The organism is Bradyrhizobium lablabi (assembly GCF_001440475.1).
Classification (GTDB): Bacteria; Pseudomonadota; Alphaproteobacteria; order Rhizobiales; family Xanthobacteraceae; genus Bradyrhizobium; species Bradyrhizobium lablabi.
On sequence record NZ_LLYB01000034.1, the window covers coordinates 263683 to 278072 of the forward strand.

10 protein-coding genes are annotated in these 14390 nt (G+C 60.6%); 8 read left to right on the forward strand and 2 right to left on the reverse strand.

Annotated elements, in window-relative coordinates; genetic code table 11:
- Position 1 precedes the first annotated feature (1 nt).
- The gene (locus tag CQ14_RS45590; protein WP_245320150.1) at positions 2-451 is read right to left on the reverse strand and encodes a hypothetical protein; all 450 of its coding nucleotides are present in this window, start codon (positions 449-451) and stop codon (positions 2-4) included.
- On the opposite strand from CQ14_RS45590, the gene CQ14_RS45595 reads away from it, so the two are divergent.
- The 6 genes from CQ14_RS45595 (at position 425) to CQ14_RS02740 (ending at position 10539) form a co-directional block, all read left to right on the forward strand.
- Positions 425-1408, forward strand: a complete 984-nt coding sequence (locus CQ14_RS45595; RefSeq protein WP_245320152.1) for an SbcC/MukB-like Walker B domain-containing protein — start codon at positions 425-427, stop codon at positions 1406-1408. The genes CQ14_RS45590 and CQ14_RS45595 overlap by 27 nt on opposite strands.
- A complete protein-coding gene (locus CQ14_RS02720) occupies positions 1405-2616 on the forward strand; it encodes a Wadjet anti-phage system protein JetD domain-containing protein (RefSeq protein WP_057856386.1) in 1212 nt (403 codons plus the stop codon). Before CQ14_RS45595 ends, CQ14_RS02720 begins: the two co-directional genes overlap by 4 nt.
- Positions 2617-2865: 249 nt before the next feature.
- On the forward strand, positions 2866-5259 hold the full coding sequence (locus tag CQ14_RS02725; RefSeq protein ID WP_057856387.1) for a TerB N-terminal domain-containing protein: 2394 nt from the start codon (positions 2866-2868) through the stop codon (positions 5257-5259).
- A complete protein-coding gene (locus CQ14_RS02730) occupies positions 5256-6590 on the forward strand; it encodes an ATP-binding protein (RefSeq protein WP_057856388.1) in 1335 nt (444 codons plus the stop codon). The genes CQ14_RS02725 and CQ14_RS02730 overlap by 4 nt, the downstream gene beginning before the upstream one ends.
- Positions 6559-8796, forward strand: coding sequence for a DEAD/DEAH box helicase (locus tag CQ14_RS02735; RefSeq protein ID WP_057856389.1), 2238 nt, complete (start codon positions 6559-6561; stop codon positions 8794-8796). Before CQ14_RS02730 ends, CQ14_RS02735 begins: the two co-directional genes overlap by 32 nt.
- A gap of 636 nt (positions 8797-9432) precedes the next feature.
- Positions 9433-10539: a Fic family protein gene (locus CQ14_RS02740; RefSeq protein ID WP_245320154.1), complete on the forward strand. Its 1107-nt coding sequence runs from the start codon at positions 9433-9435 to the stop codon at positions 10537-10539.
- A gap of 1964 nt (positions 10540-12503) precedes the next feature.
- Here CQ14_RS02740 and CQ14_RS02755 read toward each other — a convergent pair.
- Positions 12504-13193, reverse strand: a complete 690-nt coding sequence (locus tag CQ14_RS02755) for an IclR family transcriptional regulator (RefSeq protein ID WP_057856392.1) — start codon at positions 13191-13193, stop codon at positions 12504-12506.
- 236 nt (positions 13194-13429) lie between these two features.
- Here CQ14_RS02755 and CQ14_RS48045 point away from each other — a divergent pair, with 236 nt between their 5' ends.
- Both CQ14_RS48045 and CQ14_RS02760 read left to right on the forward strand, forming a co-directional pair.
- Positions 13430-13576 carry an ATP-binding cassette domain-containing protein gene (locus CQ14_RS48045; protein ID WP_283807187.1) on the forward strand — a complete coding sequence of 49 codons (147 nt, stop codon included), beginning with the start codon at positions 13430-13432 and terminating at the stop codon, positions 13574-13576.
- Positions 13577-13593: 17 nt separating this feature from the next.
- On the forward strand, positions 13594-14370 hold the full coding sequence (locus CQ14_RS02760; RefSeq protein ID WP_283807183.1) for an ATP-binding cassette domain-containing protein: 777 nt from the start codon (positions 13594-13596) through the stop codon (positions 14368-14370).
- Positions 14371-14390 lie beyond the last annotated feature (20 nt).

A 14390-nucleotide genomic window follows, 5' to 3' on the forward strand; every position in this document is an offset into this window, starting at 1 on the left:
CCTAGCCGCTTTCGACCGCAAGCTCGCCGAGATCGGGAAAAACATCGAGGATGCCAAGCGAAATCGCGATCCCAAGCTCGTCGCCGATCTGGAGCGCCTCGCCGGCGAAGTCGAGACGGCCGGCCGTAAGAAGTCGGAGACGCAGAAGGCCTTCGATACTGCAAAAAGTGCTCGAGATAAGGCCGATGGCGCGTACGAGGACTATTTGAAAAAAAACCGTGAAGCCTGGTCGGCCGCGCGGCGCGACCGCGCGCGCCAGATGCGGGGAAGCTTCCCGCAATCGCCGGCCATGCGTGAGTACCAGGGGCAGGTCCCTGCGATCACCACCGAATCCATACAGAACCTCATCGCCGGCTTCGTCGCGGATCGGGATCGCCGCTCGACGGATCGCCGCTCGAGTCTCATGCGCGAAATGACCGGGGCGATGAACAAACATGGCCAGGAATTCCATGTCGTGCCGCCATTCACCGCCGAAGAGGCGACGCCGACGGCCGTCGAGCAGTGGGCCGCGGCCGAAAAGGAGCGCCTCGATGGGCACGAACTGGTCCAGTATGAGGAGCAGTGCCGGAACGCCGCGACCGAGATGACATCGGCCTTCCGCGACGATCTCCTTCATCGCCTCGACGATGCCTTCACCGGCATCAAGGCCACTTTGAACGAGCTCAACCGTCACCTGAAGGATCGTCAGTTCCACGGGCGAGACTACTACTCCTTCAAAGCGCTGGAGGCCCCGACCCATGTCGACATGATCGAGCTCGTTGAGGAATCCAGGAAGCCGGAGTTCAATCTACCGCTCTTCGGCGATCGCTCCGAGGATGCGAACACGCCGATGATGCGCGCCGTCCGTCAGATCGAGGAGATCCTGTCGAATCCGGAGGCTCGGACCGAGGAAATCGAGGATCCGCGCAAGTATTTCAACTTCGAACTCTACATCCAGGATGCCGAAGGCAAGATCCGATCATCGCTGACGAGCCGTGCGGGCACGGGATCCGGTGGTGAAGGCCAGTTGCCGTTCTACATCGCCATCGGTGCCTCGTTGGCCGCCACGTACCAGAACCGGCGCACCGGCGAGAGCGGACTGTCGCTCGCCATCTTCGACGAGGCTTTCAATCGATTGGACACGAAGGCGATCGGTCAGTGCTCGGAATTCATGCGGGATCTCGGGCTCCAGGTCATGCTGGCCACACCCGACGAAAAGCGCCATGTGTTCATGGAAGTGGTCGACACCGTCGTTAACGTGAACCGGCTTGGCAACCAGGTGATGATCGATACCGAATTCCTGACCGAGAAGGCCCGCGACGCGATCGTTGCGATCGATCCGTACCGCAAGGGCTTCGACGTGTTCAAATCTGAGCTGATCGCGGCTGAGAAGGCTGAGGTTATCCCTCGGGATCAGGCCGCTGAATGACCGACGTTCGTACAACGGATGCCGGCGTCGAATTCTTGGAGCGACTGCTGGAGCGGAGCGAACGCAACCCTGATCGCTCACGGCCAGCTTCCGCGGCTCCGGAGTACGACCTGCTTTCGACCGCACAGCAGGTGAGCCGGTTCCACGATCTGATGTCCGCGGCGGAGAGGTTCGGCGCCGTCGAAGTGCAGCGGGGCAAGAGGGACCGCAGCCACCTGATCGAGCGGGTCCGAGTCCTAAATCCCGAACTGCTCGCCAGGCATCTCGGTCGCCCGACTGCGTCGGCGACAGCGCAGCGCGTTAGACAAGAATTGCAACGAGTGGCAGCGACAGGAGAGCCGTGGGTCGCCACACTGTTAGACGAGATGGCCGTCCGGTGGGCACGCGGAGAGGCCGCTTATCGTCTGACGGCCGCTCAGGCCGATGCCGCCAAGGAGTTCTTCACGCTATTGGCGTCCATCTCGCGGGAGGAGGCTCGCGGACTGGACGCGCGAACCTTCTCCCTCAAGGCAACGGATGACACAAAAGCCTTCGATCGCCACGCTTCGCGGCTTGCCGCCATCATAGCCGTTCGGATCGGCCAGCCTGGCGCAGCCGCGGACGTGGTCTGGACGCACATCGGACTGGAGCGTTTCAGTCACCCTATTTATCTGAGGGGGCCCGTTGCCGTGGAAGGGGCAAGCGGTCGTTTGGCCGACGGTCGCGCGAAGCCCTTCGCCTCAATTCATCCGGAGATGCTCTCGCAACTATCGGTCTTTGAGCAGCCGACGGCAATCCTGACGATCGAGAACTACGCAAGCTTTAACCGGCAAGTCCGCGAGATCGAGGATGGCAGCCTGGTCGTATACACCGGCGGTTTCCCGGCGGCGGGAGTCACCGAGCTCCTGTCGAAGGTTCTGGTGACCGTGCCGGCCGAGGTCCCGTTCCTTCACTGGGGCGATGTGGATGCCGGTGGTCTGCGGATTTTCAGGCATTTGGAGGAAAACTTGCCTCGTGGGCCGCGGCCGCATCTGATGACCAAGGAGCTGGCCGAGAAGGCCGGGCAGCCGGCCAATCCGGAACCGAGCCTAGCGTCGATCGCGAGATCCGAAAGCGCTATCCGCAATTTGGCTGACTGGCTGGCGTTTGGATCCGATGTGCGCCACCTGGAGCAGGAGGCGCTGGAGCCGCGGTCCGTCGTGCCAGCTGCCGATCACGGCCTAGGCTGATCGTCAGGAAAACAGGCGCAGGGGGAGCAGGGTGCAGATGGAAATGAAGCGGTTTTGGGGTAGGACGGCCGATCGTTCGCGCCTAATCTTCTTATGAAGTCAAAGTCATACAACGCATAGGCCTTCAAACAGGTGGAAACGGCAATGGAGTTTCTCGATTGCGCTTGCGACAATCGGCATCTCCATGGGACGGTCTTGTAATAACGGCGCCCATTGGATCGGTGCCTGCATTTATCACGAAGCTGAGCGATGGGGCGACGCAGCAATAATTCGGCGGGAATGGGCCTATTGATCGTTTTGGGTCTCGTTTTTTGGGCCCTGAGCGCGGCGTACCACTTCGTCCTGCAAAATGGCGCTGCTATCGCAGGGTTTGCAATTGTTGTGGGGGTAATACTCCTGATCTGGTCCATAGGGGCGCGGGCGCTGTCTTCGGGCAAAGCTCCCCCGCCGTTGCCCGCGCAGAGCGACCACGGTTCAGTCGCCGCGCAGATGAACCGGCAGGCAGCAAAGCGGGCTCTAGCGCGGTGGGTTGATCCTTCGGAAACTGTGGTCGTGCAGGGCGCGCAGATCCCGGGCGGGTTGTTCTATCTGGGCGATTTCGTGAAGTTGGACGACCGGCGCTCGACGGATCAGTACGCGATCAATCCGAAGCTCTCCGCGAGCGCAACTCGGCCTGACGTCGAAGGAAGTTCGATGCCCTATTGGCCGTCCTATGCCGCCATCACTCCTGCCGCCCGCCGCGCCTTCCTGAACTGGATGGCCGAAGGGCGCAGCAGCCGAGCTTACGGCGTGGGGCATGTTTTCCTTTTTTTCTACGGTCTGGAGCACCGCGCCTTCATCGAGACGAATCCTGCGTCGTTGCCTGCTCTCATTCAGGAAGTGGAGCGGCTGCTGACTGTCTACGCGGACAACAACTCCTTCCGTGGCTACGCCACGCGCTTTTTGAGCTATGCCAGAATAGCCGCCGGGATTCCGATCTCGCCGCCAACTCCTTCCCCGGAGCGGACAGTCTCCTCGGAAGTGGATGTCGCGATCCGGCTGCACCTCGGGCGGGCGCTTCAGCAGAATGGAGCGCTCGGCCCCCACGACGCCTTCCTGTGGGCGCTTGCAAATCCGGACGTCTATCTTCGGACGCCTGCATTCCGGTGCTTCGAGGAATTCGAGCGGCTCTTCCGCTATCGGTTCAACGAGCGCTATCCCAGCGGACTTGCGCTTCGAGCAACGGGCAGCATCCGCCTCAGCTATAAGGCCGCGAGCGGCGCGTTCGAAGTTCCCGTACCGGGTAGTCACGAGAGATATCCGGATATTTGCCAGACTTCGGAAAGGGGGCGGGCCGATCTGAAGAGGATCGTTCAGGAGTGCACGGACGAACTCGACAGCTTCAGTCGCTTCGTCGGACGGCGTCCCGACTCCCGCGAGTCTATGCAGGCCGCACTTTTGTTGCCGGAGCCGCTGCAACGAGACCCTGCGGATGGCCGCATTCACCTCTTTGGCCAGAAGATGCACCGCTCGATGGGCGAACACAAACGCGCCAGCACGAAGATGCGCAACATGCTGGAGGCGGCGGGCTTCGACATGCCGGCGAACGGGAAAGTCACGCCTACGCTTGCCGACCAGCTCGGCGCGGCTCTGGACCGCATCGACATCGCGATAGAGCCGGATCGCCGCTATGGGAGCGGCGTCCCTCAACTCGAGGATCAGGTCATCATCTTCAAAGCCGATGGAGGCGGAAAGGTCGATTCCGAGCGATCCAGCTACAGAGCCGTGAAGGCTCAGGTCGAGGTGGCCGTGTTGGCCGCGGCCGCTGACGGCGATGCCTCGGCCGACGAGTTGAAGCGCGTGGTCGCAGGAGTTCGAGACGCCTCGGATCTGTCCCCGATCGAGCAGGCACGGCTGATCGCCTATGCAGCGACTGTGTTCAACAGTCCGCCCAAGCAGGAGCGGGTAATGCGCAAGCTGGGCGAGCGCAGCCCAGAGGAGCGCACGATCATCGCCGATGCCGCACTAGCGATCATCGCTGGCAACGAGAACGTGGATCCGAGCGCAGTGCGCTTTCTGGAGCGGCTCCATAAGGCGCTCGGTCTTCCGAACGAACGGGTGTATTCCGCCTTGCATCGCGCAAGTCCAACCCAGCCTGCCGACGAGCCCGTCGCCATCTCACAAGAAGTCGGTGCCGAGGAGGTACCGATCCCCGTCTCGGAGAAGGCGCTCATTCCGGCCGAGATGGCCAAGGCGCAGGCGGAGTCGGCGGCGGCATCGACGATCCGCATAGATGCCGCCCGGCTTGCACGTACGCAACGCGAGACCCAAACGGTTTCGGCGCTCCTAGCGAATATTTTCGAAGAAGACGCGCCATCGCCGCCCGAACCATCCCCTGCCGTCTCCGGCACGACCGGCTCGCTCGATGGGCTCGACGCCGCACATGCCGAATTGGTCGAGCTCCTCGAAATTAAGGGATCTCTGCCGAGGGCGGAGTTCGAGCAGCGCGCGAAGGACCTCAAGCTGCTGCCGGACGGGGCCATCGAACGGATCAACGATTGGGCCTTTGACCGATTCGAAGAGGCAATCATCGAGGACGGCGAGTACGTCGTCATGGTAGAGCACCTGCGCAACAGGCTGGCTGAACTGAGAGAAGCGGCATGAATCCATCCACTGCACGCCCGATCAAAGCGAAGGATCGGGACACCATCATCCAGGCGCTCGCCGCCGGCGTGGTGCCACGCATAGGGCTGCCGCACATCCAGGTCGGCCGCGCGGCGGAGATCACCGCGCTGGTTCGCGACATCGAACGAATCTCCGACGGCGGCGCGGGCGTTCGCTTCATTATCGGCGAATACGGTGCCGGCAAGACGTTCTTCGCGAACCTGATCCGTCTCATCGCGTTGGAGCGGAAGTGCGTCACCGTCCACGCCGATCTTGCACCGGATAGACGCATCCACGCGGGCGGCGGACAGGCGCGGGCGCTGTACTCAGAGGCTATTCGCAATATGGCCACTCGCACGAAGCCGGACGGCGGCGCGCTGGGTGCGCTAATAGAAAGGCTGGTCACGGACTCCGTTAAGGAGGCCGCCGATCGGCAGCTTTCGGTGGAGACCGTGATCGATCAGAAGCTCGCTCCCATTCAGGATTTCGTCGGGGGATACGATTTCGCCGTCGTGCTGAAGGCTTATTGGCGCGGCAGCGAACATTCCGACGAGTCGTTGAAAACTTCGGCCCTGAGGTGGCTCCGCGGGGAGTTCTCGACCAAGACGGAAGCCCGCCAGGCGCTTGGGGTGCGGACCATCATCGACGATGATAACGTCTACGACTCGCTGAAATCCCTCGCCTGTCTGACGCGGTTGGCAGGATATGCCGGCCTGATCGTGATGTTCGACGAGATGGTCAACATCTACAAGCTGCAGAATTCCCAGGCCCGCAATCAGAACTTCGAGGAAATCCTTCGCATCGTGAACGACGCCCTGCAGGGCAATACCACCGGCATCGGCTTCATGATGTGCGGGACGCCGGAATTCCTCCTCGACACGCGGCGCGGCCTGTACAGTTACGAAGCGCTTCAATCGCGTTTGTCCGAAAACCGCTTCGCGGTGAACGGGCTGGTCGACTATAGCGGTCCGGTCATCCGACTGCAGAGCCTCACGCCGGAAGATCTCCTCGTGCTTCTCTCCAACATCAGGAACGTCTTTGCTAGCGGTGACTCCGCGAAGTTCCTGGTGCCGGACGAGGCCTTGACCGCGTTCATGGATCACTGCAATCGCCGCATCGGAGAGGCGTATTTCCGGACGCCACGCACCACCGTCCGCGCGTTCGTGCAGATGCTCGCCGTTCTTGAACAGAACCCAGGCGCACGCTGGCAGGACCTGATCGGCGGGATCCAGATTGCGCCCGATGCGCCCGATATCGCCGTCACGGAGGAAACGACGCAGTCCGCGGGAGGGGAGGGCGATGAGCTCACCAGTCTCCGTATCGGCAACTGAAGGGGCCTTCGATCGGCTTCATCCAAAGATCAGACGTTGGATACGCGACCAAGGCTGGGATGAACTTCGCGAAATCCAGGCACGCTCCATCGGCACCATTCTCGACGGGGCGGGGGACGTCGTAATCGCTGCTGCGACCGCCGCCGGAAAGACGGAGGCGGCGTTCCTGCCCATCCTGACTTTGATCACGGATAGGAAGGGTGGCGGATTCTCTGCAATCTACGTCAGCCCTCTGAAGGCGTTGATCAACGACCAATTCCGGCGGCTGGATGAACTCTGCGAAGCGATGGAGATCCCTGTCGTCAAATGGCATGGGGACGCCTCTCAGGCGGAAAAGCGGAAGGCCATCGCGAAGCCTTCGGGTATCGCGCTGATTACGCCTGAATCGATCGAGGCGATGTTGACGCGGCGCCCGGGCGATGCGCATCGCCTTTTTGCGTCGGCAGACTTTATCGTGGTCGACGAACTCCACGCATTCCTGCAGGGTCCGCGCGGACTGCATGTGGCCAGCCTCCTGAAGCGCATCGACGCGATGGCTCAGAAGCCAGCCCGCAGAGTCGGATTGTCGGCTACCATCGGTGATCTGACCCAAGCTACGGCCTGGCTTCGTCCGTCGGCTCCGCAAAATGTCGACCTTCTGGTCGCGAAGGCGGATTCTCCGGAGTTGCGGCTCCAGATACGTGGCTACGTCGAGCCGCCGGATCTCGACGATCCCGATCATGCGGAAGGAGCCAGCCAAGACGCTCAAGCGCCTAAGCGCATCGCGCTGGACGCGATCTGTGACCATCTATTTTCGACCTTGCGCGGCACGAACAATCTGGTCTTCGGCGGGTCTCGGCGAACCGTGGAGTCGGCCGCCGACCGTCTTAGGCGTCGATGCGAGAAAGCGGGCGTTTCGAATGAGTTCTATCCTCATCACGGCAGTCTTTCGAAGGTTCTCCGAGAGGATCTCGAGATTCGGCTGAAGGACGGCAGTCTGCCGACGACGGCGGTATGTACGTCCACCCTCGAGCTTGGCGTCGACATCGGCTCCGTCAAATCGGTCGCCCAGGTCGGCGCGCCTCGCTCTCTTTCGTCGCTGCGACAGCGTCTCGGCCGAACTGGTCGGCGGCGCGGGACCCCGTCGATCCTACGCGTGTACGTTCGCGAGCCCTACGTCGACGTCAAGTCGGGGATCCTCGACCAATTGCGTCCGAATACTATCCGGTCAGTGGCTGTCGTCCGCTTGCTGCTGGCTGGGTTCGTCGAGCCTGCTGCGCCCAGCCCCGAAACGACCTCCACGCTGATCCATCAAGTTCTGTCCGTCATCGCCGAACGGGGCGGCATCCGTCCGAAGCCGTTGTTCGATCTGCTGTGCGGGCCGGGACCGTTCAACTCGATCGATAGGGCGGACTTCGCGCAGCTGCTGCGTCATCTGGGATCCGGTGAGGTCCGGATGATCGAACAGGCGCCAGACGGCGTCCTGATGCTCGGTTCGGAGGGCGAGAAGATCGTGCAGTCGCGCGATTTCTTCGCTGTGTTCGAGACTTCGGAGGAATGGCGGCTCACCGCGGCCGGGCGCACGCTCGGCACTCTCCCGATCTCGTTCCCGGTTCACAAGGACAGCCTGGTGGTCTTCGCCGGGCAACGGTGGATCGTTCTCGAGGTCGACGAGGCCGGAAAGGTCCTGTCGGTCGCTCCGCATCCGGGAGGCATGGTGCCGCGGTTCGAGCCGTCTCACGGTGAGGCCGCGCACGACCGATTGTTGGCCGAGATGAGGGCGGTCTACCTCGACAACGATGTTCCGGAATACCTGGACAAGGCAGCCCAAGAACTGTTGGCCGAAGGGCGCGATACCTTTCGGGCGCTCGACCTCGATCGGCGCTCCCTCATTCAGGAAGAGCGCGACCTCCACCTCTTCGTCTGGAGGGGCTCGCAGACCACGGCCGTCTTCAGCGCTGCGCTCGGAATGGCCGGCTTGGAGTGCGGTGTCCACGATTTGGGAGTGACCGTGCCCGAGACCACGCCGGCGCAGATGGTGCCCATTCTGGAGAAATTCGGCTGCATGTCCGCGCTCGACCCTATGGACGTCGCAGCTTTCGTGAAGAACGTTCGCTCAGGCAAGTTTCAGGACTTCGTACCGGAGGCGCTCGCTCAGAAGCAGTGGGCACTTCAGAACGGGCAGTTCGTTGGCACGGCCACGGCAATCGCTAAGACTTTGCGCTGACCATCCGCCGATCCTCACCAGACGCGTGTGTAGCTCCGGCAAAGAAGATCGAATCCCCGCGGAGGCCGCGGTAAAATGGTAGGACTGGTTTTTCGGATTTCGAGCGGCATGTTTTACCGATCACGGCGTCGAGCCGGCGCCTTCTTGATCGGGCGAATAGTTGCCGAAGAGTTCAACCGGTGAGAGCATTCCGCGCCTTTCAAGGACTCAGGCTGCGCCAAAATACTGTCAACTCGAGGCGCACCAAAGGCGGGGCTTTTCGTCGGCAGATGCAAGTGCGCAGAAGGGTGGTCGTTCATACGTCTCTCGCCGGTCATCGTACGGGTACATGCCGCGCGTCGCAACGAACCTGACGTGCACGTCATGACCATGGCCAGCTTGCAGGTGGCCTTCAGGACGGCCGAGGTGCGAAGGGGTGCTGCACCCCAGCGATGGGTAGGATCCTGGAGCACTGAGGGGGACGGCAGGCACGTTGCCGCTTGCAATAGCCTTCGTTAATGGAACATATAGGGAACATAGCCCGGCCGAATCCGCGAGAGCCTTAAAAGGCTACCGCCGCCCTACGACTCCCATTACGGGATCGTCCCGCCTGCCCCCCCGGAGGACGGCGTCTTCGTTGGAGGAGCGACGAAGGCCTTGGACGCCGCTCAAGCGGCCTTCGGCAAGGTCGATGCCATCGCGGCCCAGATGAAGGACCCCTACATCGTCAGTCGGGTCCTTACCAGACGCGAGGCAGTCAGTTCCTCGTCGATTGAGGGCACCCAGAGTACTCTTGACGAACTGCTTTCCGTCGAAGAGTCGGGTGACGACGGCGCCCGGGACGAAGCGCGCCAAGTCCGCAACTACGCCGTTGCCTTGGACGGATTCATCCCGAGAGCCGCCAAGGACGGCTACAGCGTCTTCACGATGGACCTGATCAAGGATCTCCATCACGCCGTGATGAAGGATGACCCCGACTACCAGGACGTTCCCGGCGACCTCCGCACGCGCGTTGTGTGGATCGGCGGAAACAAAGACATCGCATATTCTAGTTTGAATCCTCCCCCTCCTGCCGACGTCCCCGCCTGCCTCGCCCAAACGGTCGATTACCTACGGAACGAGGGGATGCAGCAGATGACGCAAGGATTCATCACGCGCATGGCGATCGCGCACACCCATTTCGAGGCAGTGCACCCCTTTCGCGACGGCAACGGACGTGTCGGTCGCCTTCTACTTCCACTCATGATGGCGGCGGAGAAGCATGTGCCTCTGTACCTTTCGCCTTACATCGAAAGCAAAAAGAGTGCGTACTACGCTTCGCTTAAGGATGCTCAACAACGGCTCGACTGGGAGCCCATCATCACCTTCATGGCCGACGCCGTGACCGGTACCGTCGAAGAACTCATCCGAACCCGGACGGCACTTTCGGAATTGTCCGAGCGCTGGAGGCAGCGCCGAAAATTCCGAAAGGGATCTGCGGCCATGCGAGCCTTGGATGAGCTTCATAACTATCCGGTCGTGACTGCGAAGCGGCTCGGCCAACTGCTCGATATCTCGCCTGCACAGATAAATCAGGGCATCGCGCAATTGCAAGAAGCCGGCATTCTGCAAGAGAGGACCGGATACGCGCGCAATCGAATCTACGGCGCTCCCGAAGCTCTCGCTATCATCAACCGCCCGTTCGGCGAAGAGCCTATCTTTGCCGAGGTCGATCCGGACCAGATTGATCCGGACGCAGTTTCGGCCGGCCCAAAAGGGCCGTGATCCGCGTTACATTCGAGGACCAGGCAGTCGATCTTCCCTGCGGTTGGTGGTTAATAGCCCGTAAGATGGCAGGCTGACGATCATCACCGGCACGATCGAGATGCTGGCATTACGATCATGGTGGCCGGCACCAGACGATCATCATCATCGGTGGCGCCGCCGGCGATCAGTAGCGCCTGATCCATCAATTGGATCGGAACTCCGGTCGGGAGCGAAAGTGGGCAGTCGAGCGTCTAGTCGACCCTGCAGCTTCCCTTCAGATCTGTCGTCGTAAGGCGCGGGCTCCGGCAGCACAAGGCTCAAAGTAGCATAAGAAGCGCCGATCATCGGCCGACGCTACGCCGATGATCAGCATGATGCCGCTGCTCATCGGCGTGTTGATCGACACAGAGCGAGCATGAGACGATCATCGCCACCGGCATCATCATCGTCAGCACCAGCAGCAGCGCCGATCGTGGTGCTGACAATTGTTAACAGCCTGCGGTCATCGATCGCTTGCGATCACCGCGAAACCTATTATCTGCCTTACGGCAAAATCTTAGCGGCGTTAATGTTTGGCTCCGAGCCCGGCCGCCGATTTCCCCTGATAGGCATCGAATTTACGAAATCGACTCGTTCTTAAAGCCCTGAATCAAATCGCTATTATAGCCCGAGCGAGTCGTTCTTAACTTGGACCAACAACCTAAACCGCAAGGGCGATCCAGGCAGGACTCGAAACTGGAATGAAACCGCTATGAAAGACGGGCTCTAACTATTCAAGCGTGGGAGAGACATTTGCGGTCGCTCGCAAGCGCCCCTTATTTGGACTTTCGTCGCTCCAGCTGTTGTGTCACGGCTTCCTCCATTACATCCCACGCGGCGCGGTCGTCCTCCAAAGCGGCCTGCTTTATCGCCTTTATGATTTGTGGCGACATCATTGTCAGGAACTGCCTGCTATTACCGAGCGAGCTTACTGTCGATCGCCGCTTTGTAGAACTTGCGCGTGGCGTGACGTTTTGGTTGGCCGAACGTCGGTGGTTTGCGCATCGCCCTTTGGCGCAACAACGCTGATTTGATGACGAAGATCCCAGGCGCAACGTCGCCCTTTGGCAGATCGCGCGATCTCACTCCAGTTGCGAACGACCAGCGCGATTTGGCTCAAGCCGCTGACTAAGCTGACGGCACTGGAGGTCGCCGAGCGTTCGATTCGGTTGATCAATCGGGCGGACTCAGCAGGCATGGCAAGGCCTCTACGGCGTCATCATCACCCTCAGCTCCTCGCGATGGGCACCACCATCATGGCGATGGGAAGACGGCACTCAGAGGGCCCACCGCGCGGACGGGACAGTTCGTGGCTGGGACGTCGGCACAAGACGCCCAGCGGGCAGCTGCATGTGCTTTGAATAAGAGCCAGTGCTCCGGCTAGCCGGTCTCAAGGACGAAGGCGGCACTGACGTACAGCTCTGCTTTCGAGGGCGAAGCGGAATTGTTGTCCCTGATCTGAGACTCACCGATTTGAGGCTGACCTTCGCCTGGTCCAGACGTGCCGACAGGAACATCCCGATCAGAGAAAGCTTCGGAATCTGGCGAGTTCCGTGATGTGATCGGCTAACAAGATTTCCGTTACGAGCGGAGGCTGTGGCGCTGTGTGGATCTCGTAAAGATGACGTGTGTCCTCAGGCTTCGTCATAAACTCTCGTATGCAGTCGTCCAGCGTGCCTTCCGCCAGCTGATAGGAGCTTCTGTCTGCACGTCGTTTGTTGTTTATGGAGGGCCATTTGCGAAGCGTGGCGGGCGCATCGAATCGCATGTGAATGCCATTCGCCTCCATCATCTCTGTTGTCGATCGTTCAATGTGGCTGCTCCGCCTCTGAACAGTCGGGAAATGCCTAATTGCCTCATGCTGCGCCATAAGACATTGCCAGCCTTTGCCGAAGCCGCGTCTGCTTCTTTACAAAATGGCGCGAAGCAGATGCCCTCAAAGATCAGTATTCGCTTGCGGGCAGTAACCCCGCTAAGGCCTTGGCTTCCGATTTGAGAGCCCCGATTGCCACCTTGCGGGCTTTGGCATCGAAGCGCGTCTTGATCGCTGATAGCGAAAGGGCACCCCTCAGGTTGCCGTGTACGTCCATCAACGGCACGGCCGCCGCGGCGGCCTCCGGATCCCGCTCTCCGATCGAAACATAAAAGCCTCTATCGCGGATCTTCTTCCCTTCTACGTTCGTTGGCTCGCGGAATGCAGTGAGAATTCGACCGGCGGCGCCGCAATCAATTGGCAATCGCTGGCCTTCTTCGAGATGATGTCGAACTGAACGTGGAGAATTGACGCGGTAAAGACAGATGCGTTCGTCGCCATCTGCAACATAAAACGATCCAGTTTCTCCCGTTGCCTCAACCAGACGCCGAAGGGATGGCCGGATGACTTCGCCAAGATCCAGACCGCGCTGATAGAGCGCCCCAAGACGCCACAATTCCGGTCCTGGTCGAAACAACCGGTCCGCGCCGCGGACGAGAAAGCCATCAGCTTCCAAGGAAGAGGCCAATCGGAGCACTGTGCTCTTGTAGAGGTCTGTCATCTCGGCAATCTGCGTCAGCGTCATCGCAGACTGCTCCGGGTCGAAACTTTTCAGAATCGCGAGCGCTCTCCTGACGGCGTCAACTCCTATCTTGCTCATCCTTACTCCAAGTTCTGAACAGTAGAACCACCGTAAAATTGAGGTGCTAGAGGCTATCAAATTTGGAGGAAGATAGTTCTGTTTGCCAGAACAGATTGACCTTTTTCACACGCAGGACTATGAGTGCACATAACAGAACGAGTTCTGAAATGCGAGACAATGGAACGCCACCAACGCTGGCCGTTGACTTGCGCGAGGTAATGATCCGCTTCGGCGCATTCATCGCAGTCAAAAGCATGAACGTCCAGGTAGGCGACGCGGAGTTCGTTGCGGTGGTGGGTCCAACCCATTGCGGCAAGTCCACCATCCTGAACACTGTCACAGGCCTCTTCAAACACGCCTCGGAGACGTTCAGATCTTCCGCAAGCCGCTCACGAAACTGAATGATCAGCCCGGCTACATGCTCCAACAGGCGGGCCTAATGCCGTGGAAGATCGCGCAGGACAACATTGGGCTCCGGCTCGTCCTTCAGGGCAAGTCAGTCAAGGAGGCGCGCGCCGAGGCTCGGTTCGGCGTGACGGGGTTTGAGCAGCGTTATCCGCATCAGCTATCAGGCGGGCAACGCAAGCGCGCGGCGATGCAGACGCTCATCACGGAGCCGAGAGTATTTCTTCTGGACGAGCGCTTCTCGGCCCTCGACGTTCACACGCGCCGGCTGATGCACCGCATCCTGCTCCGGCAGGCCGGGCGCCGCTCGTTGATCTTCATCACCCATGATCTCGATGAGGCGATCACGCAGGCTGACCAAGTCGGCGTGATGTCCGCGGGGCCTGCAAGCGGGATGGTCGGCGAGCTCAGGAAGGCGCTGCCTGATCGCCGGGACGTCTCCGCGCTGCAGACCACGGACGAGTTCGTCGCGCTCTATCTCGAAATCTGCTCGCTACCTGGCGCTAAAGTGGAGAAGAGCTATGCCGGCCGAACTAAACTCGTTGTCGCGCAAGGCGCCATATTTGTCGCTCTTGTCCCGATCTCGGAGCTCGGGGTGCGATCAGGCATCATCGACGCCTTCTTGTTTCCGGGGCCGTCGACCCTTGTCGTCGGCAGGATGAGGGAGTGGACGTCGACGCCGAATTTCCGGGGCGATGTTGGAATAACGCTGGTCGAGACGATCCTATCGACTTCAGCCAAAAACTTCACCAATCGCTTCGCCGAGCGTGCGACCCAGCAACTGCAGTAGCAACCGCAGCGGCCGAAGAT

Excerpts from the sequence above, each read along its gene's own strand:
- CQ14_RS02760 (WP_283807183.1), top strand. The coding sequence starts at position 13,594 with ATGCTCCAACAGGCGGGCCTAATGCCGTGGAAGATCGCGCAGGACAAC.
- CQ14_RS02730 (WP_057856388.1), top strand. The coding sequence starts at position 5,256 with ATGAATCCATCCACTGCACGCCCGATCAAAGCGAAGGATCGGGACACC.
- CQ14_RS02755 (WP_057856392.1), bottom strand. The coding sequence starts at position 13,193 with ATGAGCAAGATAGGAGTTGACGCCGTCAGGAGAGCGCTCGCGATTCTG.
- CQ14_RS48045 (WP_283807187.1), top strand. The coding sequence starts at position 13,430 with ATGAACGTCCAGGTAGGCGACGCGGAGTTCGTTGCGGTGGTGGGTCCA.
- CQ14_RS02720 (WP_057856386.1), top strand. The coding sequence starts at position 1,405 with ATGACCGACGTTCGTACAACGGATGCCGGCGTCGAATTCTTGGAGCGA.
- CQ14_RS02735 (WP_057856389.1), top strand. The coding sequence starts at position 6,559 with ATGAGCTCACCAGTCTCCGTATCGGCAACTGAAGGGGCCTTCGATCGG.
- CQ14_RS02725 (WP_057856387.1), top strand. The coding sequence starts at position 2,866 with ATGGGGCGACGCAGCAATAATTCGGCGGGAATGGGCCTATTGATCGTT.
- CQ14_RS45590 (WP_245320150.1), bottom strand. The coding sequence starts at position 451 with ATGGAATTCCTGGCCATGTTTGTTCATCGCCCCGGTCATTTCGCGCAT.
- CQ14_RS45595 (WP_245320152.1), top strand. The coding sequence starts at position 425 with ATGAACAAACATGGCCAGGAATTCCATGTCGTGCCGCCATTCACCGCC.